Annotated in this window: 28 protein-coding genes; 18 read left to right on the top strand and 10 right to left on the bottom strand. The window is 67.5% G+C overall.

Translation table 11 applies throughout. The annotated features are described in order from the left end of the window. Positions 1-94: 94 nt before the first annotated feature. The 3 genes from E1263_RS04045 to E1263_RS04035 all read left to right on the top strand — a co-directional run bounded on the left by E1263_RS04045 (position 95) and on the right by E1263_RS04035 (position 2,712). Complete coding sequence (locus E1263_RS04045) at positions 95-1,192, top strand: mannosyltransferase family protein (protein ID WP_132165471.1); 1,098 nt, start codon at positions 95-97, stop codon at positions 1,190-1,192. A 270-nt stretch (positions 1,193-1,462) separates the two neighbouring features. After that, entirely contained in the window at positions 1,463-1,975 is a 513-nt protein-coding gene (locus E1263_RS04040; RefSeq protein ID WP_238161064.1) for a SigE family RNA polymerase sigma factor, read from the top strand. Next, a complete protein-coding gene (locus E1263_RS04035; protein WP_132165469.1) occupies positions 1,972-2,712 on the top strand; it encodes a hypothetical protein in 741 nt (246 codons plus the stop codon). Before E1263_RS04040 ends, E1263_RS04035 begins: the two co-directional genes overlap by 4 nt. Positions 2,713-2,733: 21 nt before the next feature. On the opposite strand, the gene E1263_RS04030 is transcribed toward E1263_RS04035, so the two are convergent. Next, positions 2,734-6,669, bottom strand: a complete 3,936-nt coding sequence (locus tag E1263_RS04030) for a GH92 family glycosyl hydrolase (protein WP_238161063.1) — start codon at positions 6,667-6,669, stop codon at positions 2,734-2,736. 224 nt (positions 6,670-6,893) lie between these two features. Between E1263_RS04030 and E1263_RS04025 the strand changes: the two genes are divergently transcribed. Next, on the top strand, positions 6,894-7,724 hold the full coding sequence (locus tag E1263_RS04025) for an NAD-dependent epimerase/dehydratase family protein (RefSeq protein ID WP_165956455.1): 831 nt from the start codon (positions 6,894-6,896) through the stop codon (positions 7,722-7,724). Here the strand turns inward: E1263_RS04025 and E1263_RS04020 are convergent. After that, on the bottom strand, positions 7,661-8,161 hold the full coding sequence (locus tag E1263_RS04020; RefSeq protein WP_165956454.1) for a GtrA family protein: 501 nt from the start codon (positions 8,159-8,161) through the stop codon (positions 7,661-7,663). The two genes, E1263_RS04025 and E1263_RS04020, sit on opposite strands and share 64 nt — an antisense overlap. A gap of 102 nt (positions 8,162-8,263) precedes the next feature. Beyond that, the gene (locus E1263_RS04015; protein ID WP_132165463.1) at positions 8,264-8,986 is read right to left on the bottom strand and encodes a methyltransferase domain-containing protein; all 723 of its coding nucleotides are present in this window, start codon (positions 8,984-8,986) and stop codon (positions 8,264-8,266) included. Between the two features lie 121 nt (positions 8,987-9,107). On the opposite strand from E1263_RS04015, the gene E1263_RS04010 reads away from it, so the two are divergent. Beyond that, positions 9,108-10,517: an amidohydrolase family protein gene (locus E1263_RS04010; protein WP_132165461.1), complete on the top strand. Its 1,410-nt coding sequence runs from the start codon at positions 9,108-9,110 to the stop codon at positions 10,515-10,517. Here E1263_RS04010 and E1263_RS04005 read toward each other — a convergent pair. From E1263_RS04005 to E1263_RS03995, 3 genes are all read right to left on the bottom strand, one after another. Then, complete coding sequence (locus E1263_RS04005; RefSeq protein WP_132165459.1) at positions 10,514-11,515, bottom strand: alanine racemase; 1,002 nt, start codon at positions 11,513-11,515, stop codon at positions 10,514-10,516. The two genes, E1263_RS04010 and E1263_RS04005, sit on opposite strands and share 4 nt — an antisense overlap. 4 nt (positions 11,516-11,519) lie before the next feature. Further along, positions 11,520-12,650 (bottom strand): lipid II:glycine glycyltransferase FemX, encoded by a 1,131-nt coding sequence (locus tag E1263_RS04000; RefSeq protein WP_132165457.1) that lies wholly within the window; start codon positions 12,648-12,650, stop codon positions 11,520-11,522. A gap of 67 nt (positions 12,651-12,717) precedes the next feature. Further along, positions 12,718-13,635, bottom strand: coding sequence for an SDR family NAD(P)-dependent oxidoreductase (locus E1263_RS03995; RefSeq protein WP_165956453.1), 918 nt, complete (start codon positions 13,633-13,635; stop codon positions 12,718-12,720). 126 nt (positions 13,636-13,761) lie between these two features. Between E1263_RS03995 and E1263_RS03990 the strand changes: the two genes are divergently transcribed. The 3 genes from E1263_RS03990 to E1263_RS03980 are packed head-to-tail and all read left to right on the top strand — an operon-like array spanning position 13,762 to position 16,294. Continuing rightward, a complete protein-coding gene (locus E1263_RS03990; RefSeq protein ID WP_132165453.1) occupies positions 13,762-14,331 on the top strand; it encodes a TetR/AcrR family transcriptional regulator in 570 nt (189 codons plus the stop codon). A 4-nt stretch (positions 14,332-14,335) separates the two neighbouring features. Beyond that, entirely contained in the window at positions 14,336-15,052 is a 717-nt protein-coding gene (locus tag E1263_RS03985; protein WP_132165451.1) for an SDR family NAD(P)-dependent oxidoreductase, read from the top strand. A gap of 33 nt (positions 15,053-15,085) precedes the next feature. Next, on the top strand, positions 15,086-16,294 hold the full coding sequence (locus tag E1263_RS03980) for an MFS transporter (RefSeq protein ID WP_132165449.1): 1,209 nt from the start codon (positions 15,086-15,088) through the stop codon (positions 16,292-16,294). Here E1263_RS03980 and E1263_RS03975 read toward each other — a convergent pair. Beyond that, a complete protein-coding gene (locus E1263_RS03975) occupies positions 16,263-16,805 on the bottom strand; it encodes an NUDIX hydrolase (RefSeq protein ID WP_132165447.1) in 543 nt (180 codons plus the stop codon). The genes E1263_RS03980 and E1263_RS03975 overlap by 32 nt on opposite strands. A 36-nt stretch (positions 16,806-16,841) precedes the next feature. Here E1263_RS03975 and E1263_RS03970 point away from each other — a divergent pair, with 36 nt between their 5' ends. Next, positions 16,842-17,348 carry a hypothetical protein gene (locus E1263_RS03970; protein WP_132165445.1) on the top strand — a complete coding sequence of 169 codons (507 nt, stop codon included), beginning with the start codon at positions 16,842-16,844 and terminating at the stop codon, positions 17,346-17,348. Here the strand turns inward: E1263_RS03970 and E1263_RS03965 are convergent. Continuing rightward, positions 17,345-18,148 (bottom strand): deoxyribonuclease IV, encoded by an 804-nt coding sequence (locus E1263_RS03965; protein ID WP_132165443.1) that lies wholly within the window; start codon positions 18,146-18,148, stop codon positions 17,345-17,347. The two genes, E1263_RS03970 and E1263_RS03965, sit on opposite strands and share 4 nt — an antisense overlap. Positions 18,149-18,206: 58 nt before the next feature. Between E1263_RS03965 and E1263_RS03960 the strand changes: the two genes are divergently transcribed. From E1263_RS03960 to rplI, 5 genes are all read left to right on the top strand, one after another. After that, positions 18,207-18,866 (top strand): DUF4241 domain-containing protein, encoded by a 660-nt coding sequence (locus tag E1263_RS03960; protein ID WP_132165441.1) that lies wholly within the window; start codon positions 18,207-18,209, stop codon positions 18,864-18,866. A 211-nt stretch (positions 18,867-19,077) separates the two neighbouring features. Next, a complete protein-coding gene (gene rpsF / locus E1263_RS03955; protein ID WP_132165439.1) occupies positions 19,078-19,368 on the top strand; it encodes a 30S ribosomal protein S6 in 291 nt (96 codons plus the stop codon). A gap of 92 nt (positions 19,369-19,460) precedes the next feature. Next, positions 19,461-20,057 carry a single-stranded DNA-binding protein gene (locus E1263_RS03950; RefSeq protein WP_132165437.1) on the top strand — a complete coding sequence of 199 codons (597 nt, stop codon included), beginning with the start codon at positions 19,461-19,463 and terminating at the stop codon, positions 20,055-20,057. An 80-nt stretch (positions 20,058-20,137) separates the two neighbouring features. Continuing rightward, complete coding sequence (gene rpsR / locus E1263_RS03945) at positions 20,138-20,371, top strand: 30S ribosomal protein S18 (RefSeq protein ID WP_012924539.1); 234 nt, start codon at positions 20,138-20,140, stop codon at positions 20,369-20,371. Between the two features lie 14 nt (positions 20,372-20,385). Continuing rightward, on the top strand, positions 20,386-20,832 hold the full coding sequence (gene rplI / locus E1263_RS03940) for a 50S ribosomal protein L9 (protein WP_132165435.1): 447 nt from the start codon (positions 20,386-20,388) through the stop codon (positions 20,830-20,832). A gap of 82 nt (positions 20,833-20,914) precedes the next feature. On the opposite strand, the gene E1263_RS03935 is transcribed toward rplI, so the two are convergent. Together E1263_RS03935 and E1263_RS03930 are read right to left on the bottom strand one after the other, a co-directional pair. Next, positions 20,915-21,157 (bottom strand): hypothetical protein, encoded by a 243-nt coding sequence (locus tag E1263_RS03935; RefSeq protein WP_132165433.1) that lies wholly within the window; start codon positions 21,155-21,157, stop codon positions 20,915-20,917. Next, on the bottom strand, positions 21,154-22,590 hold the full coding sequence (locus tag E1263_RS03930) for a hypothetical protein (RefSeq protein WP_132165432.1): 1,437 nt from the start codon (positions 22,588-22,590) through the stop codon (positions 21,154-21,156). Before E1263_RS03930 ends, E1263_RS03935 begins: the two co-directional genes overlap by 4 nt. A gap of 252 nt (positions 22,591-22,842) precedes the next feature. On the opposite strand from E1263_RS03930, the gene E1263_RS03925 reads away from it, so the two are divergent. From E1263_RS03925 to E1263_RS03910, 4 genes are read left to right on the top strand one after another with little or no spacing between them, the layout of a single operon-like run. Further along, complete coding sequence (locus tag E1263_RS03925) at positions 22,843-23,460, top strand: DUF6668 family protein (protein ID WP_132165430.1); 618 nt, start codon at positions 22,843-22,845, stop codon at positions 23,458-23,460. Positions 23,461-23,474: 14 nt separating this feature from the next. After that, positions 23,475-23,759: a conjugal transfer protein TrbC gene (locus tag E1263_RS03920; RefSeq protein WP_202868712.1), complete on the top strand. Its 285-nt coding sequence runs from the start codon at positions 23,475-23,477 to the stop codon at positions 23,757-23,759. 29 nt (positions 23,760-23,788) lie between these two features. After that, the gene (locus E1263_RS03915) at positions 23,789-24,628 is read left to right on the top strand and encodes a DUF8175 domain-containg protein (protein ID WP_132165428.1); all 840 of its coding nucleotides are present in this window, start codon (positions 23,789-23,791) and stop codon (positions 24,626-24,628) included. Beyond that, positions 24,628-25,536, top strand: a complete 909-nt coding sequence (locus tag E1263_RS03910; RefSeq protein WP_132165426.1) for a hypothetical protein — start codon at positions 24,628-24,630, stop codon at positions 25,534-25,536. Before E1263_RS03915 ends, E1263_RS03910 begins: the two co-directional genes overlap by 1 nt. The last annotated feature ends 1 nt before the right edge of the window (position 25,537 follow it).

Here is a 25,537-nt window from a genome sequence, read left to right as displayed (position 1 = left end):
CCCGCCCCCGCAGACGCCGACCCCGACACGGGTAGGGCGCGCGCGACGGGCGCGGGTGGACGGGGTCGGGCTGCGGCGGTGGTTGCCGGCGGCGATGACGCGGGAGGTGCTCGGGTGGTGGCTTGCCACTCGGGTCGGGCTGTTCGTGCTCTCGGTCTCGGCGCCGCTGCTCTTCAACCGCGGGTCCGACTATCCGGATGTCAAGCGGGCCTGGGTGCAGTGGGATGTCTGGCACCTGAAGGCGCTCGCGGAGTTCGGCTACACGCATGGTGAGCCCTCGCAGGCTCCGCTGGCGGCGTTCTTCCCCGGCTTCCCCCTGCTCGTTCACATCGTGCAGTGGTCAGGGATCGGGTACTTCGGTGCCGGCATCGCGGTGTCCGCCGTGGCGAGCGCGGTCGCGGGCGTCTACCTCGCGCGACTGGCGCAGTACGAGTTCCCCGAGCTCAAGGGACTCGGCCCAAATGCCGCAGTGGTCTGGTACGGCGCTCCGGTCGGAGTGTTCCTCGCGGCTGGGTACACCGAGGCGCTGTTCTGCGCGTTCGCCTTCCCAGCCTGGTTAGCCGCAAGACAGGGCCGATGGGCGCGGGCTGCGCTGTTCGTTGCGCTGGCGGCAACGGTCCGGGTCTCGGGGATTTTCCTGGCGTGCGCGCTGATCGTCGAGTTCATCACCTCGAAGAAGCGGGATTGGCCGTCGGCTCCCTGGCTGGCGCTGCCGGCGATCCCAGTCGTCGGCTACATGGCGTACCTGAAGGAGGTCTACGGCTCCTGGTTCGCCTGGCAGGAGGCGCAGGAGAAGGGCTGGGCGCGCGAGTTCACCTGGCCGTGGGACTCGATCATCCACACCTGGGAAGCCGCCTCCCGAGGCCATTTCCCGGGGGAGCGCAGCGACTGGACCTGGATGTTCCGGGCTGAGCTCGTCACGCTGGTGATCGGCCTGCTGTTGCTCGCCTGGCTGCTCTGGCGCCGTTCCTGGGGTGAGGCCGCCTGGATCGCCGCCACCGTCGGCGCCTTCTGTACGTCGTTCTGGATCTACTCGCTCACCCGGGCGACCCTGCTGTGGTGGCCGCTCTGGATCGGCTTGGCCGTCCTCGTTCACCGACATCGCTGGCTCGGCCGCTTCTACCTCGCCATCGCGATCCCGCTGGCCGCGATCTGGGCCGCCGGCTTCTTCACCGGCCGCTGGACGGGCTGACGACGGCAGTTTGTCCGCGATGTGGACTTTTTGGATCGGTAGGCAACCCTCCGGCGATTCCGGCCGTCGATAGGGGTGAAGGGGTGGCAGTCCGGGCGGGGACCGCCACCCCTCCTCAATTTCCGGCGGAACCTCTCAGGGGCAGGCTCCGCCGGGTGGACCAGAACGGGCGGCGACCGGACGACGGTCGCCGCCCGATGGCTTTGCAACCTCCTTCGGGGTGCACCCAGTAGATGCAGGGTGAGATCACCGACGAAGGGAGGGCAGACCGTGAGCGATCGCGAAGCGGAGTTCCTCGAGTATGTGAGCGCACATCGCGGCCGAATGCTCAGGACCGCGCGGCTGCTGGCCTCGGGGGACGACCATTGGGCCGAAGATCTGGTGCAGGTCGCGCTGACCAAGCTCTACGTGCACTGGGCGAAGGTCCGGCGGGACGAAGGCGCAGAGCGGTATGCCCACCGCATCCTGGTCAACGCCTTCCTCGACGAACGGAAGCGGATGTGGCGCCACCGGGAGGCCACGACCGAACGCCTGTACGACGCCTCGCCCCCGACCGGCGCGGATCCGGCGGACCGGTTGACGGTGCTGGCCGTGCTCGCCAAGCTGCCCCGTCGGCAGCATGCCGTGGTCGTGCTGCGGTTCTTCCGCGACTTCGACGTCCGGACCACCGCAGAGCTGATGGGCTGCACCGAAGGCACGGTCAAGTCCCAGACGTCCCGCGCCCTCGCGACGATGCGCGATCTCCTGCACGAACCCCTCGAGACGATGGAGAGCCTGCGATGACCGACCTCAAGTCCCTGCTCGACGACGCCGCGGGCCAGGAGCCCGCCCTCACCGACGCCGACCTGACCGGCGACCTCGACCGCGGCCGGCGCGCCGTACGACGCCGCCGGATCACCGGGATCGGCGCCGGAGCCGCGGCGACCGCCGCCGTGATCGGCGTCGGCTGGGCCCTCCTGCCGGGGCTCTCAGCGGCGAACACCCAGCCGCAGGTCGCGACGACCACAACGCCCACCCCGCAGCCGACCACCGATCACCCACCTGGCCGGCCGACTGGCCCGCTGCCCCCGAAACCCGCCGTACCGGTGGAGTTGGTGGCCAGGACCACGCAGTTCCCGGGTCGGCTCACGTGCGACCTGGTCCCCAAGGGATGGACGACCAAGCTGCTCCTCAGGGGCGACGACGAGCAGGTCGAGCTTTCCGACCCCAACCTGAGCAACCCCGAGCAGTACCGCGAATACACGTACCAGATCAGGTTGCGCTGGGCGACGATGCGGGACGAGGGCCACGGGCTGATACCGGACAAGTACAGCGAACCGTGGTCGGAGCTGCCGCACGTCATGGCCGGCACCAAGGAAGCCGTGAGTACCGGCAAGAGTGCCTACGACGGGCGCACAGAAGTTTTCGTCCGGCAGGAAAAGACCGGCCCGCGCGTCATTGTGGTGACCGACGGCGCAGTGAACCTCGGCTGGGACGAGAAGACCTTGCTGAAGTTCGCCGGTTCCTGCAGCCACAAGTAGCGCAGGAACCGGCGACTCGGATCAGCCGTAGTTGCGGTCGATCGACTGCGAGGGTGTCGGGCTCGGGCGGGTCTCGGCGATCCGCTTGTCGCTCGGATGTGTGCCGGTCTCGATGCCCTTCAGTGTGCCGAGCAGTTCGAACTCGGCCAGGGTCACGCCCGTCGCGTCGGCGGGCGTCAGCACCAGGCGGTACTGCGTGTAGGCCTTCGGCGACTTGACGCTGAACGACCGCGTGTACGACGTCCAGGGCCAGGTGACCCCGGTCCGTTGGTCAACGGTTGCCCAGGTCGTGCCGTCGTTGGACCCTTCCAGCACCCAGCTGGCAGGCGCCGTACCGGTGGCTCCGTTGGTCAGCGTGTACATGCCGACCGGCCGGCCCTGCTGGAGGGCGACGGTGACGGTGGGCTTGGCGCCAGTGAGGGTCACCTGCGTCTTGGCGTTGTTGTCGGTCAGGGCAGCGACGTCAGCGCCGTCCGCAGTGACGACCGCACCCTCGTCGGAGGTGGAGTCCCGCCAGGTGGTCGGGTCCTCGCCGGGGGTGGTGATCGACGGCGGCGCGGAGTTGCGACCCGAGCCCCAGGTGGACGGCTTGTCCGTCATCTCGAACTCGATCTTGCCGCCGCTGGCGATCAGGTCGTGCGGCAGGTTGGTCGACGTCCACTTCTTGCCGTTGATCCGGACGCCCTTCACGTAGACGTTCTTCGCGCTGTTGTCCGGAGCGCTGACCACCAGCTTCTTGCCGTGTGGCAGCCGGACGGTCGCCTTCTTGAACAGCGGTGAACCGATCGCGTACGTCGGCGAACCCACCTGCAGGGGGTAGAAGCCGAGCGCGCTGAACAGGTACCAGGCGGACATCTCACCGTTGTCCTCGTCACCCGGGTAGCCCTGGCCGATCTCCGAGCCCAGGTAGAGCCGCGACACGGCCTCGCGGACGAGCGCCTGCGTCTTCCAGGGCTGACCGGCGAAGTCGTACATGTAGGTGATGTGGTGCGACGGCTGGTTGCTGTGCCCGTACTGACCCATCCGTACGTCGCGTGCTTCGAGCATCTCGTGGATCGTGCCGCCGTAACCGCCGGGGTGCAGCGCGTCCTCGGGAGTCGCGAAGAACTCGTCGAGCTTCTTCGCCAGCCCGTCGCGACCGCCGTACAGGGCCGCGATTCCGGCGCCGTCCTGCGGAGCCGAGAAGGCCATGTTCCACGCGTTGGTCTCGGTGTAGTCGTGACCCCAGTCGCGCGGGTCGAACTGCGCCGGCGACGTGCCCCAGACCCCGTCCGGTCCCTTGCCCTGGAAGAAGCCCAGCGTCGGGTCGAACAGCGTGACGTAGTTGCGGGCCCGGTTCAGGAAGTACTTGTAGTTGTCCAGGTACTCCTGCTTGCGCGGGTCGCTCTTCTTGGCCTTGTCGTACAACGCCTTCGACAGGTTCGCGATGCCGTAGTCGTTGATGTAGCCGTCCATCGACCAGCTGTAGCCCTCACCGGTGGTGTTGGCCGTGTAGCCGTTGAACGTGGCCCGGTCCATGCCCTTGCGACCAACGTTCTCCGACGGCGGTACGACGCTCGCGTTCTTGACCGCGGCGTCGTACATGGCCGGTACGTCGATGCCCTTGATCCCCTTGAGGTAGGCATCGGCGAAGGCCACGTCGGACGACGTACCGACCATCAGGTTGGCGTAGCCCGGCGAGGACCAGCGGGAGATCCAGCCGCCGTCCTTGTACTGCTGGACGAAGCCGTTGACCAGATCGGCCGCCTCGTCCTGCGCGAAGAGCGAGTACGCCGGCCACACCGTGCGGTAGGTGTCCCAGAATCCGTTGTTCACGTAGGTCTGACCGGCCACGATCTTCGAGCCGGTCGTGGTCGGGGTGTCCGCGCCGACCTTCGGCGAGGTGGGCGAGGCGTAGGTGATGACCGGCTTGGACTTGGTGCCGGTGTTCTCCGAACCGTTGTTCGGGTAGAGGAACAGACGGTAGAGGTTCGAGTAGAGCGTGGTCAGCTGGTCCGTGGTGGCACCCTCGACCTCGATCGTGCGCAGCTTGGCGTCCCATTGCGCCTGCGCCGCGTCCTTCACCTTGCCGAACTTCGAGCCGGCCGGGAGCTCCATCTCGAGGTTCTTCTGCGCCTGCTCAGTGCTGATCAGCGAGGTCGCGAGCCGCAGCTGCACCTGGGTGACCTTCGGGTCGAAGCCGAAGTAGCCACCGACGTTGGCGCCGCCACCGTTCGCCAGCTTGCCGGACGACGCGACCTTCTGGTCGACGACGCCATACACGAACAGCCGGCCGGCGCCGGTCGACAGCCCGCTCTTCACGTCGGAGAAGCCAGTGACGACACCGGTCTCCGGGTCGAGCGTCAGGCCGCCTTCGTTGGTCGCGTTGTCGAAGACCAGCGACGCGCCACCCTTCGGGAAGCTGAAGCGCAGCAGCGCAGCGTGGTCGGTCGGCGCGATCTCGGCGGCGTTCCCATTGTCGAACTCGACACCGTAGTAGTACGGCCGGGCGACCTCGTTGTCATGGCTGAACGTCCACGCCCGGGCCGCACGGTTCGCGGTCGGCGTGGCGGCCGTCGACGGCATCACCTGGAAGGTCTGCCGGTCACCCATCCACGGGCTGGGCTCGTGGCTGATCGACAGCGCCTGCAGTGACGGGCGGTTCTCGGCGTCGTTCGCCTTGGCGTAGTCGTACAGCCAGGAGCGCGAGCCGGCGTTCGTCACCGGAGTCCAGAAATTGAAACCGTGCGGTACGGCGGTCGCGGGGAAGTTGTTTCCGCGCGAGAACCCACCGGTCGCGTTGGTGCCACGCGTGGTCAGCGCGAGGTCGGACGGGTGCTTGGCCGCCGTGCGGGCAGCCGCGTCGTCGGGGTTGATGGCCCCGGCGATCCGGATGTCGTCCACCCAGCCGCGGAAGTCGGCCGGCCCGGTCGGCTTGTCGTAGCCGATCAGGATCCGCTTGATCGTTTTGCCGCCCGCGACCTTACCGAGGTCGGCCTCGATGTTGTTCCACTGGTTCGTGGAAAGGCTCTTGGAGTCGCCCTGACCGCGCGGGCTGAGCCCGAAGCCGTGGTGGTCCTTGGCCTTCAGGTCGCTCAGGTACGTCCCGTCGGAGAACAACAGGTCGATCGCGGTGTAGGTGCTCGGGTAGCTGAGGTCGCCCTCGATGTGCTCGGGGAAGATCTTGTACGACAACCGGGTGTCCCGGCCGACCTTGAGGTCGACGTCCGAGATCTTGTTCCAGGTGTAGCCGCGGCCCTCGGTGGTCTGGTGACCGGCGAACCGGAACGACTTCACGCCGGTGAAACCGACCCGCGCGCGAGCGTTGTAGGCGCTGGTCGGGCCCGAATCCAGGCGCGACTCGGCGGCTTCACCAGGAGGCGGCAGCGGGGCGCCGTTCGACAGGTACCAGTCGGCGAGCTGGACGATGTCCTCGCCGTGGTTGCGCGTGACGTCCAGCTTGAAGAACTTGTACGCCGTGTCGTTCGCGAAACTGAATTCCTTGGTCTGGAACCGGTTCTCGAAGCTCTGACCGGTCTGCGTGTCGAGCACGGTCCAGTCGGTGCCGTTGTTCGAGCCCTGCACGGTCCAGTCCTGCGGGTCGCGGTCCTCGGCGTCGTTGGCCGAGGTGAGCGCGTACTTCTTGATCACGACCGGGGCTGAGGTCTCGTAGTTCACCCAGCCGACATTGGTGAAGACGAGCCACTTGGTGAACTTGTCCCCGTCGGCGACGTTGGAGGCGATCTCGCCGCCGCCGGTGTTCTCGCCGCTCGCGGTCACCTTGGTGACCTTGTCCATCTCGCTGCCGCCGATCCCGGTCGGCGTCGGGCCCTGGACCCCGTCGGCCTTCTCGGCGATATCGGTGTAGCCGGGCTGCGGCTGCCCGGACTCGAACGAGGTGAAGAACGACCCGCCGCTCACGACAGGCTCGTTGTGGGTGGCCGAGGTACTGGGTGGGACGGCATGCGCTGACGTCATAACAGGTGACAGTGTCACAACTAGCCCGAGCGACGCGACGAGCCCCAATGGGCGGCGGAGAATCATCCACGCTCCTTGCTGGGTGATTTAACGCGGCCCCGATGACAAGGTTGTCAGCCCGCGTCCGGGGTGATCTTCCCTATCTTCATGACGCTTGGTCAAGGCCTTGTCGCAGTCCGCTTCCGGCTGCCTTGCGGTTGCTCCGGCGGCGGTAGGTTGCTCCTATGGCGGAACGGGTGCTGGTGACGGGCGCGGCAGGATTCATCGGACGCGCGGTGGTGGCGGCGCTCCGGGAGCAGGATGTCCTGGTCACGGCCGTCGATCGGGAGGCGCCGGACCCGGCGTGGGACGAGGGCGTGACCGTGGTGACCGGGGACCTGGCGTCCCAGCAGGTCTGTATCGGGGCCTTCGAGACCCGGCCGACCGTGGTCCTGCATCTGGCCGCGTTGACCTCGGTGGAGCGGTCGATCGAGGCGCCGATGGCGACGTTTGCGCAGAACGTGACGATCACGCAGGTCCTGCTCGAGCTGTCCCGCGGGAGTGGCGTCGGCCAGTTCGTGCTCGCGTCGACCACGCTCAGCCCACAGACGCCGTACGGCGCGACCAAGGCGGCTGGCGAGGCGCTGTTGGCGGCGTACTCGGGTAGCTACGGCCTGGCCGGCGCCACACTGGGGCTGACGGATGTCTACGGACCGGGGATGCCGGACAAGGACGACCTCGTGTCGCGGGTGATGCGGGCGGCCCAGGCTGGGACCGGCGTCGAGATCGGGCCGCAACGCCGCGATCTCGTCTACATCGACGACGTGGTGAACGGCGTACTGATCGCACTCGACAACCAGTACGACGGCCGCTTCGTCATCGGGTCCGGTCGTTCGGTGACCGAGCTCGAGCTGGTCGAGGCGGTGCGCGCGGTGACCGGGAAACCGCTGCCGGTCGAGCAGATCGACGTACCGGTCGAAGAGGTGGTTGTGGACGTTGCCAACGACCTTGGTTATGCGCCGACGGTGTCGCTGGAAGACGGGCTCGCGCTGACCTGGGAGTACTTCAAGGGCTGAACAGGCGCGGCGAAAACCCAGCTGTCGAAGAGCCAGAACTTGACCACGAACAGCGCCGCGAACGTGGCGAAGTACGAACCGCTGACCGCCATCGTCTGCCAGAACCGGGAGTCGACCCAGGCTTGCGCCGCTTGGTCGGCCAGCGTCGTCGTCAGCGCTGCCACCGCAGCACTTCCGACCACGATGATTGCGTAGGGCAACATTTGGCCGCGGCGGTTCCAGGCCCAGCGGCGGCTGAGGGCGTAGTTCGGGATGCCGCCGGCCATCCAGGCGATCACCGTGGCCCACAAGGCCGCAGCGCCGAAGAAGTAACACAAGGCGAAGGCAACTTGACTGACTGCAGTCGATATCGCCTGCGACGCCGAATACTTTGCCCACAGCACCATCCGGCTGCGCCGCAGGCCGAAGCGCGCCGCGAGTCGGTAAAGGATGCGCACGGCATCCATTGTGCACGTCAACTATTGCGGGTTGATCTTTGACCGGACAAGTTCTGCGCGGCGTGGCCGACCGGTTGCACTAGGTCAACGCTAAGAGGGCGTCTAACGCCGAGCGCTGACCAGCAGCGTCGGAAGAACGGTGAGGAAGCGGTCGGACCGGCCTCTGGTTTCCTGCTCGGCCAACCAGCCGTCAGCATCGGCCCGCGTGATCAAGGCCTTGCCGACGGCTGCCGTCGCGGCGGCCGCGAGCTGCGGCGCCAGGGCGGCGTAGTCGGTGACGGCATCGGTGTGTACGACGACCTCGGGGTCACGGAATCCGGCGTCCAGGAGGAGATCTCGGAGGTTCCGGACCGCGCGCGGAGCGACCGAGCGCGACTCGAGACCGAGCAGGATGACGTCGGTCAGGTCCTGATCGGAGCTGTCGATCAGCAGGAAACCGTAGTCCTGGCCGCCGACCACGATCCGCCCGCCGGGGCGCAGCACCCGATAGGCCTCGGTGACCGTCGGGACCGGATCTTCGAGCAGATGGAAGAGCCGCAGCGCCCGGTAGCCGTCCATCGACTCGTCGGCGAGCGGCAGGTCGCCGGAATGTGCCACGTGAAACATTGCGCCCGGGACGCGGGTCCGGGCGGCCGCGATCGCCTCGGAATCGGCGTCCAGCGCGGTCACCTTCAACCCTTTGGCCGCCAGTTCCTCGGCCGCGTGCCCCGCGCCACAGCCCACGTCGACCACGCTCGCGCCGCGCTTGAGACCCAGCAGCCGGTACGACTCGGCCCGAAGCTCGGCGGCTCCGGGCTGTTCCTCGATCCGTTCCAGAAAGCCCATGGCCTCACGATGCAACTTCAGGTGCACCTGAAGTCAAGAACCTGCGCGATCAGGCAGACAAGGTTCGACCGAGCTGGAAAGGGGTGGGGCACCGGACCTGGCAAGAGTTAGGTTCGGCGCCATGATCACCAGGCGCAACGCCCTCGCCCTTGGACTCACCCTGCTGGCCGGTGTCGCGGTGCCGGTAGGCGCCAATCAACTGGATCAGCCCGATGCGCGCGGTTACGACGGCACCGCGAAGGTGCTGATCCGCGACGCATCGATGGTTCTCACGATGGACCCGGCCCTCGGCCAGGGATCACTCGGCATGCTGCAGGATGCCGACGTACTGATGACCAAGAACACGATCACCGCGGTCGGCAAGGATCTGCCGGCCACCGCCGGTGCGCGGGTGATCGACGGCCGCGGCAAGATCGTGATGCCCGGCTTCGTCGACCTGCACACGCACACCTGGCAGTCGCTGATCCGCGGTTGTGCCACCGACAAGGAGCTCAACGGCTGGCTCGCCGAGTGTGTGCTCCCGCTGTACGGCAACCAGCCGTCGGCTGCCGACGCGTACGCCGGGACCCGCCTCTCCACCCTGGACGCGATCGGCACCGGCATCACCACCACGACCGACTGGTCGCACAGCTTCTCCGCCGACTTCGCGAACGGCAGCCTGAAGGCCCTCGCCGATTCGAAGATGCGCTTCTTCTTCTCGTACACGGCCAACACCAAGCCGGCCACCCTCGACGAGATCCGCCGGGTGAAGAAGCAGGTCATCGACCCGAACCCGCTGGCGCACCTGCAGGTCGGTCAGCACCCCACGCTGCAGAACCTCGCCAGCACGGCCGCCGCGGAGAACCTGGCCAAGGAGCTCGGTGTCGCCCTCAACGTGCATGTCCACGAGTCGAAGACCGACCCGGCCACCGGCCAGATGGAGGCCCTGCGCAAGGTCGGTGCCATCCGGCCCGGTCTGTTGATGAATCACGCCGTCCAGATGACCGACGCGGAGCTCGATGAGCTGGCCGCCAACGACATCCGGGTCGCGCACAACCCGCTGTCCAACATGCGCCTGGCGTCCGGTGTCATCCGGCTGCCGGAGATGGCTTCCCGCGGAATCAAGGTCGGTCTCGGGATCGACGGCGGGACCAACGACACCACCGACATGTTCAACGACATGCGCGCCGCGGTCGGCCTCCAGCGCGCGACCGCGATGGACCCGACCCGCTACCCGCAGCCGGCCGACGTACTGCGGATGGCCACTCTGGGTGGCGCCGAGGCGCTCGGGATCGATCAGGAGATCGGCTCGCTGACGCCGGGGAAGAAGGCCGACCTGCAGATCATCGACCCGCAGGCCCTCAACTTCGCACCCAACGGCAACTGGGTCAGCCAGCTCGTCTTCAACGCCCAGCCCGTCAACGTCCAGTGGGTCTTCGTCAACGGCGTCGCGGTCAAGCGCGACGGTCACCTGATCGGCGTCGACACCGCGAAGGTGATCCGCGACGCCGATGCGGCCAGCGACCGCATCGACGTACTGCTGGGTCGTTAATCCATCGAGACGCGGTCGAACGAGGTCGTGGTGAAGCGGACGTCGACTCCTATCGTGTCGCCGACCGCGGGGGGTGCCACGGCCGACGGCAGGAAGAGCATGCTCGCCTGCATGTGCGGCGGCTCGGCGAACCAGCGCTGCTTGCCCTCGATGGTGAACGGCGACAACGCCATCCCGGCGGCGTCCAGGCTGCCCTTGGCCATCGCGATCGCGCGCTGCCGGACGGTCGCCGCCGCGGTCGGGGCCTCCAGGCCGACACCGTGCGCGGTGCCACCGGACACAACCAGGATGTGGCCGTCGCCGCTGACCCGGCGCTGCCGGTAGCCGACGCGCTCACCACGGCGGACCGAATGGACGTCGAGCACGGTCGCACGGACGGTCAGCGCACCACGGTCGCCGAGCCAGAGCGCCGTACCCATCCGGAGCTTGACGTTCTCGCCGATGTCACCGAGCTTCTGGGCCGGGACATGTGACACCCACAGCGGTCCACGCCGTACGTCGGTTGCCTGCTTGGCGAGTTGAGCCGCCTCGCGGACGTTGGCCGACGTACCGCCCGCGCCCATCGGGAAGTGCAGTGACCAGCCCTCGAAGCGGATCCGGTCCAGGGCGTTCAGCAGCATCGTGTGCCGCAGCTCGCGGGCGCCGATCCCGTGCCGGCGCATCGACGTCTGGACCTCGATCAGCACCCGGCTGCCGGCCGGGATCGAGACCAGGTCGGCCAGCCGGCTGACCGTGTGGATCACGTTCTTGCTCTGCGACATCTCCAGGAACGGCCGCCACGGCGTCAGTACGACGACGTCCTCACGAGGGTCCGGCGGGACCTCGAAGTAGGTACCGACCGCGACCGTGCGAGCACCCAGCGCCCGCGACTCGGCGATCAGCCGGTGGTTGCCGAACCCGTACCCGTTGCCCTTGGCGACCGGGACGATGTCGGGGTTCCACGTGGAACGGAGGTGATCGCGCCATCGATCGGAATCGACGTGCAGGGTCAGGGGCATGGTGTCAACGCCGTCTCATGTAGAGGTCGAATGCGGTGTAGAGCGCCTTGTTCAACGGCAGATCCCACTCACCGACGTACTCGACGGCTTCGCCGCCGGTGCCGACCTTGAACTGGATCAACCCCACATGCGGGTCGTTCGGGTCCAAGGTGTCGGTGATGCCCCGTAGGTCGTACACGGTCGCACCCTCGGCGAGTGCATCCGACATCATGCGCCACTGGATCGCGTTCGATCCACGCACGTCCCGCTTGGCGGTCGAGCTGGCTCCGTAGGAGTACCACGAATGACCACCGACCCGGATCCAGATCGTCGACGCGACCAGATCGCCCTCGTGATGGGCGTTGTAGACCCGGAAGTCACAGCATCCGGCGGGCTGACTCGCCATCGCCGTGTACATCTTCTCGAAGTACGGCAGCGGGCGCGGCGTGAAGTGGTCCCGCACGGCCGTCTCGAGGTACAGCTGGTGGAAGGCCTTCACATCCTCGAGGCCGCCTTGGGTGACCTCGACGCCCATCTTGTCGGCCTTCTTGATGTTGCGCCGCCAGAGCTGGTTCATGTTCTTGAGCAGGTCTTCCGGGCCGAAGCCGGCGAGCGGGACCTGGAAGACGAACTGCGGCTGACCGGCCGCGAAGCCCTCGCCGACGCGCGGAGCCTTCCAGCCCAGTGCGTTCAGCTGGTTCGCGACGGTGGCGCCGGACGGCTCGATCACGTCCGGCCGGACGTCGCGGAGCCGTGGCTGCTGGCCGCCGGCGATCGCGTCCTTGATGGTCTTCGCGCTCCAGCGCCGGGTCGGCACCGGGGGGCCCATCCGGAGACCGAACGCGCCCTGGGCCGCCGCGTGCTCGGCCAGCGGCCGCAGGTAGCGGCCGAGGTCGATCGCGTCCCAGTCGATGACCGGCCCCTCGGGCAGGTAGGCGAGGTAGCGCTTCACCTTCGGCATCTGCCGGTACAGCACCAGGCCGACGCCGACCAGCTCGGCCGGGTTGCTCGGCTCGTACCAGCCGAGTGACTCTGCCTTCCACTCGCTCTTCACCGCCGCCCAGCCAGGCGTCTGCAGGAAGCTGGCCGACGGACGTGCCGCGATATAGGCGGCGTGCTCGTCGGCCGAGATGATCCGGATGCTCAAGTCACTCACGGTCGGTCAGGTTACCGGCCCAACCTGAGGAAACCCCAGCCGAGTCAGCAACCTGATCGAACGCACCTTACTTGCTCAAAAGTTCGAGTGAGCTCTCCCACAGCTTCGTGGCCGTCTCCGGGTCCAGCGCGTACGGCGCCACACCGGTGTTCTCGCCGGGGACGTTGGGCAGCGCTTCGTTGTTGTCCTCGAAGTACCGGCCGGTCACACCCTGGACCAGGGGAGAGGCGGCCAGCAGGACAGAAGTGGCCGCGCCCTGCTCCGGCGTCTTCCAGGGGAAGTCGTCCCATTGCTGCAGAGTTTCGGCCGAAACGTGCCGCTGCAGTGCGGTCCGGATCCCGCCTGGCATCAGGGCGTTCGCGACGATTCCGTCACTCGCCCAGCGCTTCGACGCCTCGACCGCGAACAGGATGTTCGCCGTCTTCGACTGCCCGTACGACGACCAGGCGTCGTACGGGCGGTTGTCGAAGTGCAGGTCGTCGAGGTGGACGTCCGAGCTGAGGTGCGCGCTCGAACTGACCGCAACCAGGCGAGCGTTGCCGGCCGCAGCCAGTGCGTCGTGGAGGGCGAGCGCGAGACCGAAATGGCCGAGGTGGTTGGTGGCGAACTGGTGCTCCCAGCCCTCGGAGGTGCGGTTCAGCGGCTCGGCCATCACGCCGGCGTTGTTGACCAGGATGTGCAGCGGCCCGTCCCAGTTGGCGGCAAACGCCCGTACGGACGCCTGGTCGGCCAGCTCGAGCGGAGCGACGTACACGCGGCTGTTGCCAGTGGAATCAATGATTCCTGCGGCCACGCGCTCGCCGACGACCTGGTCGCGGGCGGTCAGCGTGACCTCGGCGCCGGCCGATGCCAGTGCGCGGACCGTCTCCACGCCGATGCCGGACGCGCCACCAGTGACTACCGCGCGACGACCGGTCAGATCGACGCCCGCGATCACCTCGGCGGCAGTGGAGTCATAGCCGAAGGGGGTGGTGATTCTGCTCATCAGGGTTCATCCCGTTCTACGAGCTAGTCTTAATACCGGAGGAGCCTCCGGATAGCTCCAGTTAAGCGGAGGGGCCTCCGGATATCAAGTCCGCTAGGTTTTGGTGAGTTGGGGTGAGGAGGGGAAATGACGGAACCGAAGACGCGGCCGCTCCGGGCCGACGCTCAGCGCAACCGTGACCAGGTGCTGGCCGCGGCGGCCCGGGCGTTCACGAAGTGCGGGCTGGAGGCGACGCTCGAGGGCATCGCCAAGGACGCCGGCGTCGGCATCGGCACGCTGTACCGGCACTTCCCGACCCGCGAGGCGCTGATCGAAGCGGCGTACCGCAAGGAGCTCGCGACTGTCTGCGAGGCCGCCCCCGAGCTCCTCGACAAGCTCCCACCCGCCGAAGCACTGCGGGCTTGGATGGACCGCTTCGCCGACTACATGCACCGCAAGATGGGCATGGCCGACGCCCTGCGCGCGATCATCGCGGCCGGAGCCAACCCGTACGACCAGAGCCTCGAGCTGCTCGTCGGTGCGATCGAGCCGCTGCTCGCCGCCGGTATCGCCGCCGGTGACATCCGCTCCGACATCTCCGCGGACGACGTACTCAAGGGCATCAGCGGCGTCGCCCTCGCGGCCGGCGACAACCGTGAAACAGCCGGTCGGCTCCTCGACCTCCTCCTCGACGGCCTGCGCTACCGATCTTCCTAATCCGATGGCGAAGGTTGCGTTGGTGACGGGGTCGGTCTCGGGGATCGGGGCCGGGGTCGCGCGGCGGTTGGCGGCGGACGGGTTCACGGTCGCGGTGCATTCGCGGGTGAGCCGGGATGCTGGGATCGCGCTGGCGGCGGAGCTGGGTGGGTCGTATCACCAGGCTGACTTGGCTGATGACGCTGCGGCTCAACGGTTGGTGCCGGAGGTCGTGGGCGAGCACGGGCGGCTCGACGTACTGGTGAACAACGCGGGGATCAGCTGGCCGGTGCCGCATGCCGAGCTCGACGGGCTGTCGGCCGACGACTGGCGGCGGTTGCTCGACGTCAACCTGATCGCGCCTTGGTTGCTCTGTACGGCGGCACTTCCGGCCCTGCGCGAGTCCGGCGGCTGCATCGTCAACGTGACCAGTCATGCGGGTGTGCGGCCGAAGGGAAGTTCGATCGCGTACGCCGCCAGCAAAGCCGCTCTGAACCATGTGACCAAGCTGCTCGCGGCTGCGCTCGGACCGGAGATTCGGGTGAATGCCGTGGCACCGGGGCTTGTGGATACACCGATGACCGCTGACTGGACGGACGCTCAAGACCTGTGGAAAACCTTGAGCCCGATGCGTCGTGCCGCCCAACCTGCAGACGTGGCTGACCTGATCTCGGCACTTATCCACAACAGCTATGTCACCGGTGAGATCGTCCTGCTCGACGGTGGCCTGAACCTGCGCTGAGTTTCTGTCGGTAGGCCCTCCTACGATCGCGAGATGTCTTTGGGGCCGGACTTTCGGCGGTTGAGGTTCGCGTACGCGGTCAGCGCACTGGGGTCGGGGATCGGGTTCGGCGCGCTGCCGCTGATCGCCGTACTGGTTCTTGATGTCAGCACGCTGCAGGTGTCGATGCTGGCGGCAGTCTCGGCCCTGGCGGGCGCGGTGCTCGCGCTGCCGATGGGCGACTTCATCGAACGGCGCCACAAGCGGCCGGTGATGATCGCCGCGGACCTGATCCGGTTCGCGGCGTTGCTGAGTGTGCCGGTCGCGGCGGCGTTCGGAGTGCTGAGTTATCCACAGCTGTGTGTGGTCGGCGTCCTGCAGATGGCGGCGCTGATCGCGTTCACCAGCGCGAGTGGCGCGCATCTGAAGACGCTCGTCGGGCCCGAAGGGCGAGCGGAGGCGAACGGCAAGTTCGAGCAGGTCTTCTGGCTGACCATGAGCGCCGGGCCGGCGATCGGTGGTGGTCTTGTCAGTCTGGTCGGCGCACCCCTGACGCTGGTGGTGGATGCGGTGTCGTTCCTGCTGTCGGCGCTCGGCATCCGGCGCATCCGGCAGCCCGAGCCCACTCCGGCCGAGCACACCGGTAAGCGCGACCTCGCCGCCGGCTGGAAGTACATCTTCGCGAATCGCGGGCTGGCTGTGCTGTTCGTCAACGCGCAGCTGTTCGGTGGCCCGCTGATGATGGTCTCCCCGCTGCTGACAGTCTTCATGCTGCGCGAGCTGCACCTGGCGCCGTGGAGCTACGGCGTCTTCTTAGGCGTCTCATGCCTCGGGGGCGTGCTCGGCGCCTGGATCGCGCCGGCGCTCACCAGGCGGTTCGGACTCCACCGCATGCTGCTTTGGTTCGGCGTACTACGGACTCCGTGGACGCTGCTGCTGCCGCTGGCTCCGTCCGGGATGGCCGGATTCGTGTGGCTGCTGGTCGCCGAGACCGCGCTGCTGGTGGCGGCCGGTGCGTTCAACCCGTCCTTCGCGACATACCGGATGGAGGTGACGGATGACAGTCACATGGCTCGCGTGCTGACGTCCTGGTCGATCACCTCACGGAGCGTCCAGCCCGCGTTCATCGCGCTCGGCGGCGTGCTGACCGCCGTACTGGGGTTGCGTGGCGCGATGTATTTCGGCGGTGCAGTCGCGCTGCTCACTGCCGCCATCCTGCCGTGGAAGTCGGCTAAACCAGCCCCATTGCCAGAGCCAGTCTGACGATCGGGCCCATGATGCCGTCGGGCTGCTCCTCGAGCCACGCCGCCGCCTCACTGGGCGGAAGCACGAGCACCTGAGTCACCTGCTCGCCGTCGTCGGGGTTGGTCGGCGCCTGGTCGATGACCACGTCCGCGACGACGTTGGCCCAGTACGACAGCGGGTGCGGCAGATGCGGCCGGTACGGCGCCGGTCGCCGATGGTCTGCGCGATGGGCACCGAGCCAAGTCAGCGGACCGGTGATCCGGGCACCGGCCTCTTCGATGAGCTCCCGCTCCACCAGCTGCTCGATCGTCTCGCCTGGCTCACGCGTTCCGCCGGGGAGGAACCGCCAGCCGAGATCGTTGCCGCAGGCAACAATTCCGCCCTCGGTCCGGCAGATCACGTGGACGTTGCTGATCAGCTCGTCGGCCGGCTCCGCGGTGCTGAAGCGGACGTCGAGCTCACCCCAGGGCCAGTAGCCGGGAGCGAAGAGCTCGGGGAGTTGCTCGGCCCAGGATTCCTCGGTCTGCATGCCGCCATTGTCCTTTCGTGCGCTACCGTCGCCGCCATGGCCCCAGCAGATCCCGCGCCCGACGCCGAGCCTGACGCAGAACCCGATCCGGGGCCCGCCAAGCAGAGCCCGAACAGCCTGTACTGGGTCTGTACGGGGGTCACCTTGCTGATCGGCGCCTTCCAGTACACCCACACCTTGAGTGGGATGAACGGCTTCGACGCCCTCGCTGTTCTCGGTCTGGCGGTCCTGACGCTGTTGCTCCTCGGCCTGGCGAGCATCTACGCGCGGTGCGCCTTGGAGCGCGCCGATCTGCACGACCGCGCGTACGGCCGGTTCGATCTGTTCCAGGTGACGACGCTCCTGGCCGCGGCGGCGGTGCTGGTCGGCGTACTGATCCCGCCGCGCACCACCACCGTGCTGGGGCTGCTGCTGCCGTTCGGTATCGGCTACTGGCTCTACCACCTCGCGGCCCAGAAAGCCGCGGAAGAGCAGAAAGCCGCGGAAGAGCAGAAAGCCGCGGAAGAGCAGAAAGCCGCGGAGGCGGAGAGCGAGCAGGACTAGTTCAGATGTGAGCGCAGGTAGTCGAGGTCGGTCTTCTGGCCGTTGTCGACGTTCGGCGTCTCGACCACGACCGGTGCACCGGCGGCCTCGACGACCGCGACGATGTGCGCCGGATCGATGTGCCCGACCTCGAAGTTGGCGTGCCGGTCCGCGCCGGAGCCGAACTCGTCTCGCGAGCCGTTGGCGTGCACCAGGTCGATCCGGCCGGTGATCGCCAGCACCTTCGCCACGATGCTCGGCAGCTCTTCACCGGCAGCGTGGAAGTGACAGGTGTCCAGGCAGAAGCCGACGTTCTCCAGGCGGTCGTTGCCGGAGGCCTGCACGGCCTCCCACAGCCGCTCGATCCGCTCCAACTGGCGGGCCATCGCGTTCTCACCGCCGGCTGTGTTCTCGATCAGCAACGGGACCGGCAGCTCGGCGCGCTCGATGCACTTGCGCCAGTTGTCGAAGCCGGCCTCGGGATCGTCCTCGTCGCCGACGTGACCGCCGTGCACGATGACGCCCTTGACGTCGATCTCGGCCGCTTTGTCGAGTGTCTGCTGCAGCAGTTTGCGGCTGGGGATCCGGATCCGGTTGTTCGTGTTCGCCACGTTCAACCGGTACGGCGCATGCACGTACAGGTCGACGCCTGCCGCGGCGGCCCGCTCGCGCAGCGCCTCCTCGCCATCGGCATACGCGACCTTCGGCGCCTTGTAGTCCTGTGGATTGCCCAGGAAGAACTGCACCAGGTCGGCGCCCCGATCGGCCGCCTCGGCCAGCGGGTCCTCCTGGTCGACATGTGCACCCAGCTTCAAACTCATGACCCCACCCTAGAACTGTCGTCCGACAGTTTCCGACCACCGGGCCTAGGCTGGCCGGGTGATCACCCCGAGCCTGTTCCGTGCCCTGCGCCCCGGCCCCGTCGAGGTCGACCGCCGTACCTGGTCGTTGACCGTCCATGAGCTCGGCGTGCTGCGGGTTCCGAGTGGGCGGCTCGAGGCTTCCGACCCGTTCGTGACACTGGGCGAGGGCCCGGTCGTCGACGTACCGCCGGGGGACTATCCGGTGTTCGTGACCGTGGCCGACGTGTCCGACGCACAGGACGGCAGCCACCTGCGGGAGGCCTACCTGTCGCTGCTGGTGGCCGAGGGGGAGGTCGCCAAGGTCGAGGCGGCGACGAGCGGCGGCGAAGAGCTCGGTGAGGACGAGTTCTGGCTGGTCCCGGTCGACGCGGGCACCGTCGCCTTCGCGGATGCCGAGGCGGTCCGGGCCAAGATGCCGGAGGGCGACTGGTACGAAGACCTCTTCGAGACCGGCGAGGACGACAGTTGGTTCGCGCTGATGGACTCGCCCGACCACCTGCGGGAGGGCTGCGCCAACATCGTCTTCCCGCTGGCCACGGAGGGTGAGAATCTCATCCTCGCCCACTCCGGCTGGGGTGACGGTGCGTATCCGGTGGTGCGCACGGTGGACGCCGAAGGCCGCACGCTCGGGATCCATATCGACCTGCTGGTCGTGGGTCCGGAGAGTGACGACTGATCCACCCGCGGTGACAGTGGCCGCTGCTGCTGCCCTGTGGATATGGTCAATCCGGCATCCGAACGCTGGTATTCTTTGGATGTGGCCCGGTCCATCGACCGGGCTCGTTGCTTGATCCCAGCGGCAAGTGCTGGGGTGAAGTGCAATCGCATCGCCCTCCTGCCACGGAAAGACCGTGGCCGCCAAAGTCCGAAGGAGGTGGAGTTCGCGCATGCGTCGTTATGAAGTCATGGTGATTCTCGACCCGGAGCTCGACGAGCGCACGGTTGAGCCGTCCATCGACACGTACCTGAACATCGTCCGCAAGGAGGGTGGCACCGTCGAGAAGCTCGACATCTGGGGCCGCCGCAAGCTTGCGTACGACATCAAGAAGAAGGCCGAAGGCATCTACGCCGTCATCGACCTGACCGCGGAGCCCGCGGTGGTGAAGGAGCTCGACCGTCAGCTCGGTCTGAACGAGTCGATCCTCCGCACCAAGGTCCTCCGGCCCGACCAGCACTGAGCCTGGGGTCGTCAGCAGCCATTGGAACTGTCGGCGCAGGCCGATACCAATAGCTGTAGACACAGTCACACCCGAAAGCAGGAGGAACGGCAATGGCAGGCGAAACCGTCGTCACAATGGTCGGCAATCTTGTCGACGATCCGGAGCTCCGGTTCACGCCGTCCGGTGCGGCCGTCGCGAACTTCCGGATCGCGTCGACCCCACGGACGTACGACCGGCAGTCCGGTGAATGGAAGGACGGCGAATCGCTGTTCCTGAGCTGTTCCGTCTGGCGCCAGGCCGCGGAGAACGTGGCCGAGTCGCTGCAGCGCGGAATGCGCGTGATCGTGCAGGGCCGGCTCAAGTCGCGCTCGTACGACGATCGTGACGGCACCAAGCGCACGGTCTTCGAGATCGACGTCGACGAGGTCGGCCCGAGCCTGCGCAGTGCCACCGCCAAGGTCACCAAAGCCATGCGGTCCGGTGGCGGCGAAGGCGGCGGCGGCAACTTCGGCGGTGGCGGTGGCGGTGGCGGTAACCAGGGCGGTGGCAACAACTTCGGTGGTGGTGGCGGCCAGGGTGGCGCTGCTCCGCAGAACGACCCCTGGGCGACCCCGCAAGGCGGTGGCGGCGGCGGTCAGGCCGCTCCGCAGAACGACCCCTGGGCTGCAGGCCAGGGCGGCGGCTCGATGGAGGAGCCTCCGTTCTGATCCGCCCTCGGATCGAGTTCGGTAAGTCAGACCATTCCGGTATCCGTACCGGGCTCTGGAAGTAGGAAGAGAGCACCACAATGGCCAAGATCATTCGGAAGCCCAAGAAGAAGGTTTGCGGCTTCTGCAAGGACAAGGCGACGTACGTCGATTACAAGGACACCGCGCTGCTGCGCAAGTTCATCTCGGACCGCGGTAAGATCCGCGCCCGCCGGGTGACTGGGAACTGCGTGCAGCACCAGCGCGACGTGGCCACCGCTATCAAGAACGCTCGTGAGGTGGCTCTGCTGCCCTACACGAGCACCGCTCGCTGAGGGAGGTCCGACACATGAAGCTCATTCTGCAGCAGGAGGTCGAGGGCCTCGGAGCCCCCGGCGACATCGTTGAGGTCAAGGACGGCTACGGCCGTAACTACCTGGTTCCGCGTGGTCTCGCCCTCGGGTGGACCCGGGGCGCCGAGAAGCAGATCCAGTCGATCAAGCGGGCGCGTGACGCCCGGGCGATCCAGGGCAAGGAGCACGCGAGCGAGGTCAAGAACCAGCTCGAGCAGCTCACTGTCACGCTGGGCGTCAAGGCCGGTGAGACCGGTCGTCTGTTCGGTTCGGTGACCCCGGCCGACATCGCCGGTGCCATCAAGGCCGCCGGCGGCCCGCTGGTCGAGAAGCGCGCGATCAGCATCGCGTCGCCGATCAAGACCACTGGTAAGCACCAGGTCGCAGTGCAGCTGCACTCCGACGTGGCGGCGACCGTCCGCATCGAGGTTGCGGCCGGCTGACCCAGCTCCACTTCAAAGGCCCGCGTTCCCCCCAGGGGACGCGGGCCTTTGCGTGGTTGGTGGGACGAGCTCCGGTGCTGGTTCAGCCCGGGGTCGGAGCGGGCCAGCTGACCGGCTTGGGATCGTCGTTGCCGCCGGTCGTACTCGGCTTCTCGATTCTTGGGTACTTCGCCGGTCCCGGATCACTGGTGTTGCCGCCGTTGTCCGGGCGCTGAACCTGCGGGTACTTCGCCGGCTTCGGGTCGTCCTCGGCGGCGACGGCCGGCGTCAGGCAGACGGTAGCGGCCACCACCCCCGCGGCCAGAGTCGCCAGCAGGCGTTTCACTTCTTGGCCAGGGCGTAGACGACCGAGTCGTGCATGATGATCGCGTGGCCGCCGGCAATACCCCACGGCCGGGCGGTGTCGGCCGCCAGTGTGCTCGGCTTCCCGCCGGGGGTGATCGCGAGCAGGTTGATGCCGTTCGTCCCGTAGATCGTCGTCCCGGAGATCGAGAGCGGCTGGAAGCTCGGGGAGACAAAGGTCCGGCCGTTGCTGAAGTTGATCAGGCACGGGCCCCAGGCAGCGATCTTGCGGTTCGGGTCGGGCAGCCACTGCCAGTTCTCGGTGCTGTTCTCCTGCGCAGGTCGGCAGGTGGCGGCAACCGCACCGGTCGTGGTCGAGTGCACGGTCGGGATCACCTCGCCCGCCTTCGCGCTGTGCCAGAAGGCCAAGGCGAAATCGGGGCTCGCGGCCACCACGTGATCGATCGTCTTACCGCCACCGGGCGCCTTGAGGTTGAGCTTCTGCAAGTCCTTACCCGGCTCACTCCAGTACAGCGGACCGGCGTACCGCGACATCAACGCTCTGGTGCCTTGGGCAAGTAACACGGTGGACGACCGGGGCTGGTTCGGGACTGCCTTCAGCTCGCTGCCGGACACCACGCTGGCGCCGGCATCTCCGGCCAGCTCGATCAGGGGCGACGTACCGAAGAACTGGACGTCGGACGAGTTCGGCAGCTCGACCTCGACCGCTTCGGTGCCGCCACCGGGCCAGTAGTACAGGATGTCCTCGGACGCCACTGCCAGCACGGTTTTGGAGTCGATGGTCGTGTAGACCGGGCTCTTGGCGCCAGTCGGCACCTTGTCCTGCCAAAGGACCTTGCCGTTGCTGTCGAAGACCGCGATCTTCTTGTCCGGTGTCAGAACTGCGACCTCGGTGCCGTCGGGGGAGACGGCCGGCTCGCTGTTCGCGGCGATGTCGACCGACCAGTCGGCCTTGGCCGACCAGCCCGGTGGCACCGGGCGATCGCTGAACTCATCCGGCCCGACGCTCGGCTCCGGGAGCGTGGGCAGCTTGCCCGGCTCGGTCTGGACAACGGGCTTGTCGGTCCGATGCCGCCACACCGTCAGGTACAGCGTCGTACCGAAGATGAGGATGCCGGCCATCACGAACGCGACGATGATCGGCCAGATCGGCTTCTGGTCGCTGCTGCCGCCACCACCGCTGCTGCCCCCGCGCTTGCGGGTGTCGGTCGCGACGGCCTCGACCTCACCGTCGGGGTGGATGACGAGCGGCCACGACGTGCCGTCGGCCTCGACCGCAGTCGCCTTCATCGCCCGGCCGAGCTGGGCCGCGCGCTCGGTCACCAGCGCGATCGCGGCCTGCCGCGGATCGTGGTGGTTGACTGGGTGGCTGCGCCCGGCGATCTTGACCTCGGCGTTGTGGTCGTCGTAAAGCCGAATCGTGACCTTCGGCCACGATGGGATCTTCTCAGCCACGACGACCTCTCATTACAGCCACAGATCTCCCTCGTTCATCCGGAGCCGACGCACTCGTTCTAGCATGTCCCCCGCACGTGAAGGCATGCCAGGAGACTTCCGGCAGGCAGAAACCCCGTGAGCCCGGCGGCTCCGCTGACCCCGACAAGGGGGTAGAAACATCCTCGCCTGTGGATGGGTCACGACCGTACACCTGGAAAGCGAGACAATACTGTGGGCGACAGCCAGTGACACAGCGGGAGAGGAGGTCTCATGAGTCAGAATCCGTGGACCCGGCAGCAAGAGCCGGAGCCAGGTCCGGCGCTGGGGCCTGCCCAGCCTGTGGACCTGTCGCGGCGGGGGCCCTCGGCCCCCCAGCACGGTGTTCCGGCGCCCGCCGAGGACGAGCGGCTGCCGAAGTTCGCGATCCCGGCGGCCGACACCTTGTGGTGGGTCGGTGTGCACGGTGGCTCGGGCGAGTCGACCATGGCGCAGTTGCTCCCGGGGACCCGGGCAGCCAACCACCGCTGGCCGATCCCGCCGCCGCCGGTGCCGACCCCGGTGATCCTGGTCGCCCGGACGAACGGCGCCGGCCTGCGCGCTGCCCAGCGGGCGGCGACCGAGTGGGCCTCCGGTGTCGTGCAGGGAGTGGCCGTGCTCGGCCTGGTGCTGATCGCCGATGCCAAGGGCCGCCTGCCCCGCGTGCTCGACGACTTCGCCGACATCGTCGGCGGCGGTGTCCCCAGAGTCTGGGAATTGCCCTGGATCGAGGAGTGGCGCCGAGGGGAGGCGGCCACGCCCGAGAACACCCCCGACGAGGTTTTCGAAGTTCTTGAATCCATCTACGCTCTACGCGCGTCAAACCCAGCGGACTACCCCGCCCCGTACTGAAAGGCTGTACTTCGATGATGTTGGCACACCTGATCTCGGAGATTCCCTCCTTGCTCCCGATGGGCGACGGCCCCGGCACCCGCCCCCCGGGTGCGGAGAAGCTCGACCTGGTCATCGACTGGATCCGCTGGATCGCGTTCAGCATCTGCATCCTGGGCATCCTGATCGCCGGCGCGATGATGGCGGTTGGTCAGCGTCGCGGTGAGGGTGGCGAGCACGCTGCCCGGCTCGGCTGGGTCCTGGCGGCCTGTGTCGTGATCGGCTCGGCGTCGCTGCTCGTCGGCCAGCTGAAGACCTGACGACGTCCTCGACGGGAGCCTGATCGACAGTGGGGCTGTTCAGCAAAGGTGACGACGGCGACGGTGACGAGGCATCCGGCTTCTGGCAGGAGCGGGGTTTCGTCGCCGGTGCCGTCGTGCTCGGCGCGGTGCTGGTCTGCGTGTTGCTGTGGATCTTCATTGGCGGCTCCGGCGGCAACGAGGCCCAGCCGCAGCCGACACCGGTGCCGACGGCAACCGGCGGCCCGACCTCCGATCCCTCTGATGACCCCACCGGACCGCCCGCCACGCCGTCCGATGACCCGACCAGTACGCCGACGCCCAAGCTCCCGAAGCCGGGCAGTGGCGGCTGCAAGACGGCCAAGCCCAGTCAACTGATCCCGCGGGTGGCACCAGTGGGCGTCGTTTGGCAGTTCGAGGACGACATGCTGTTCCCGCTCCAGCAGGAGGCCGGGCCGGCGCTGACGGACCGCAAGGGCGTTCGCTCCTGTTTCGCCCACTCGCCGACCGGTGCCGTGTTCGCGGCCTTCGCGCTGCTCGCCCAGATCAAGAACCCGGTGCTGACGACCGACGTACTGGCCACCCGGGTCGCTCCGGGACCGGGCCGGGACATCGCGGTTCAGCAGAACCGGGCCACCCCGACCCCGCGCAACGAAGGTAAGCCGGGGCAGTTCGCCGGCTTCAAGGTGGTCGACTACGAGCCGACTCGCGCGATCGTCTCGATCGCCGTCCGGTACGACGAACGCACCACCGGCGCGCTGCCGGTCACGATGGTCTGGGACGGCAAGGACTGGAAGGGCAAGCTGCAGACCGACGGCAGCTTCAACGGCAGCACCGAGCCGGACCTGCTCGGATCGCTGGAGAGCTACGTCGGATTCCAGGGGGCCTGATGCTGGCACTCGGCTGTTCGCTCGCGCCCTGGGACTGGGACGACTGCGTCGCGGAGTTCCTCGGCGAGGTGGTCGACAGGACGCTCTCGCCGATCTTCAAGCTGCTGCTCGAGGCGATCGCCAAGGTCGTCATCGAGGCCGTCGAGGCGGTCATGAAGGCGGTCGCGTTCCTGTGGATCTACATCCCGACCGGGGATGTTCAGAACAACGGCGCGATTTCGTGGATCCACACCCGGACGACCTTCATCATGATCTCGGTGGCCACGCTGGCCGTCATCGTCGGCGCGATCCAGATGGCGGTGTCACACCGCGGCGAGCCGCTGCGGGACATCCTGAAGTCGCTGCTCACGATGGTGGTGGTGAACGCCGGACTGCTGTCCGTCGTCGGTGCGCTGGTCGACTATGCCGACCAGTTCTCGGGGTGGATCATCGGCGAGGCTCTGGCCACCAACAAGCATGACTTCGCCAAAGAGCTCACGATCCGGATGGTCGAGCCACTGAAGTCTCCGACGGAGCTCCTGGGTTTCGCGATGATCATCTTCGTCGGCATCCTGATGGTGATCTGCGCCATCATCCAGTTGGCCCTGATGGTCGTCCGGTACGGGATGCTCGTCCTGCTGGTCGGCATCTTCCCGATCACCACCGCGGCGACCAATACCGAGATGGGGATGATGTGGTTCAAGCGATCACTGGCCTGGCTGTTCGGGTTCATCCTCTACAAACCGGTGGCCGCGCTCATCTACGCGGCGGCCATCACGATGATCTCCACGCCGGCGGCGCCCAAGGGAGTCACGCCGCCCAAGGGCACCCCCGAGATGCTGAACATCGTCATGGGCGTCACCATGATGCTTCTCGCCGTGGTCGCGCTACCGGCCATTCTCCGTTTCGTCTCACCGAAGACCTCCTGAC

The sequence above is a fragment of the Kribbella antibiotica genome (assembly GCF_004349055.1).
Lineage (GTDB): Bacteria > Actinomycetota > Actinomycetes > Propionibacteriales > Kribbellaceae > Kribbella > Kribbella antibiotica.
Note: the sequence above shows the minus strand (reverse complement) of the source record. Positions and strands in the feature narration are given on the sequence as shown.

Bases quoted from the DNA above. Each gene is read 5' to 3' on its own strand.
- E1263_RS04030 (WP_238161063.1), bottom strand. From the start codon at position 6,669: ATGACGTCAGCGCATGCCGTCCCACCCAGTACCTCGGCCACCCACAAC.
- E1263_RS04015 (WP_132165463.1), bottom strand. From the start codon at position 8,986: ATGGGCTTTCTGGAACGGATCGAGGAACAGCCCGGAGCCGCCGAGCTT.
- E1263_RS03980 (WP_132165449.1), top strand. From the start codon at position 15,086: ATGTCTTTGGGGCCGGACTTTCGGCGGTTGAGGTTCGCGTACGCGGTC.
- E1263_RS03925 (WP_132165430.1), top strand. From the start codon at position 22,843: ATGAGTCAGAATCCGTGGACCCGGCAGCAAGAGCCGGAGCCAGGTCCG.
- E1263_RS03990 (WP_132165453.1), top strand. From the start codon at position 13,762: ATGACGGAACCGAAGACGCGGCCGCTCCGGGCCGACGCTCAGCGCAAC.
- E1263_RS03910 (WP_132165426.1), top strand. From the start codon at position 24,628: ATGCTGGCACTCGGCTGTTCGCTCGCGCCCTGGGACTGGGACGACTGC.
- rpsR (WP_012924539.1), top strand. From the start codon at position 20,138: ATGGCCAAGATCATTCGGAAGCCCAAGAAGAAGGTTTGCGGCTTCTGC.
- E1263_RS03995 (WP_165956453.1), bottom strand. From the start codon at position 13,635: ATGAGCAGAATCACCACCCCCTTCGGCTATGACTCCACTGCCGCCGAG.
- E1263_RS03950 (WP_132165437.1), top strand. From the start codon at position 19,461: ATGGCAGGCGAAACCGTCGTCACAATGGTCGGCAATCTTGTCGACGAT.
- rpsF (WP_132165439.1), top strand. From the start codon at position 19,078: ATGCGTCGTTATGAAGTCATGGTGATTCTCGACCCGGAGCTCGACGAG.
- E1263_RS04010 (WP_132165461.1), top strand. From the start codon at position 9,108: ATGATCACCAGGCGCAACGCCCTCGCCCTTGGACTCACCCTGCTGGCC.
- rplI (WP_132165435.1), top strand. From the start codon at position 20,386: ATGAAGCTCATTCTGCAGCAGGAGGTCGAGGGCCTCGGAGCCCCCGGC.
- E1263_RS04025 (WP_165956455.1), top strand. From the start codon at position 6,894: ATGGCGGAACGGGTGCTGGTGACGGGCGCGGCAGGATTCATCGGACGC.
- E1263_RS03985 (WP_132165451.1), top strand. From the start codon at position 14,336: ATGGCGAAGGTTGCGTTGGTGACGGGGTCGGTCTCGGGGATCGGGGCC.
- E1263_RS03970 (WP_132165445.1), top strand. From the start codon at position 16,842: ATGGCCCCAGCAGATCCCGCGCCCGACGCCGAGCCTGACGCAGAACCC.
- E1263_RS04035 (WP_132165469.1), top strand. From the start codon at position 1,972: ATGACCGACCTCAAGTCCCTGCTCGACGACGCCGCGGGCCAGGAGCCC.
- E1263_RS04005 (WP_132165459.1), bottom strand. From the start codon at position 11,515: ATGCCCCTGACCCTGCACGTCGATTCCGATCGATGGCGCGATCACCTC.
- E1263_RS03975 (WP_132165447.1), bottom strand. From the start codon at position 16,805: ATGCAGACCGAGGAATCCTGGGCCGAGCAACTCCCCGAGCTCTTCGCT.
- E1263_RS03920 (WP_202868712.1), top strand. From the start codon at position 23,475: ATGATGTTGGCACACCTGATCTCGGAGATTCCCTCCTTGCTCCCGATG.
- E1263_RS04045 (WP_132165471.1), top strand. From the start codon at position 95: ATGACGCGGGAGGTGCTCGGGTGGTGGCTTGCCACTCGGGTCGGGCTG.
- E1263_RS03965 (WP_132165443.1), bottom strand. From the start codon at position 18,148: ATGAGTTTGAAGCTGGGTGCACATGTCGACCAGGAGGACCCGCTGGCC.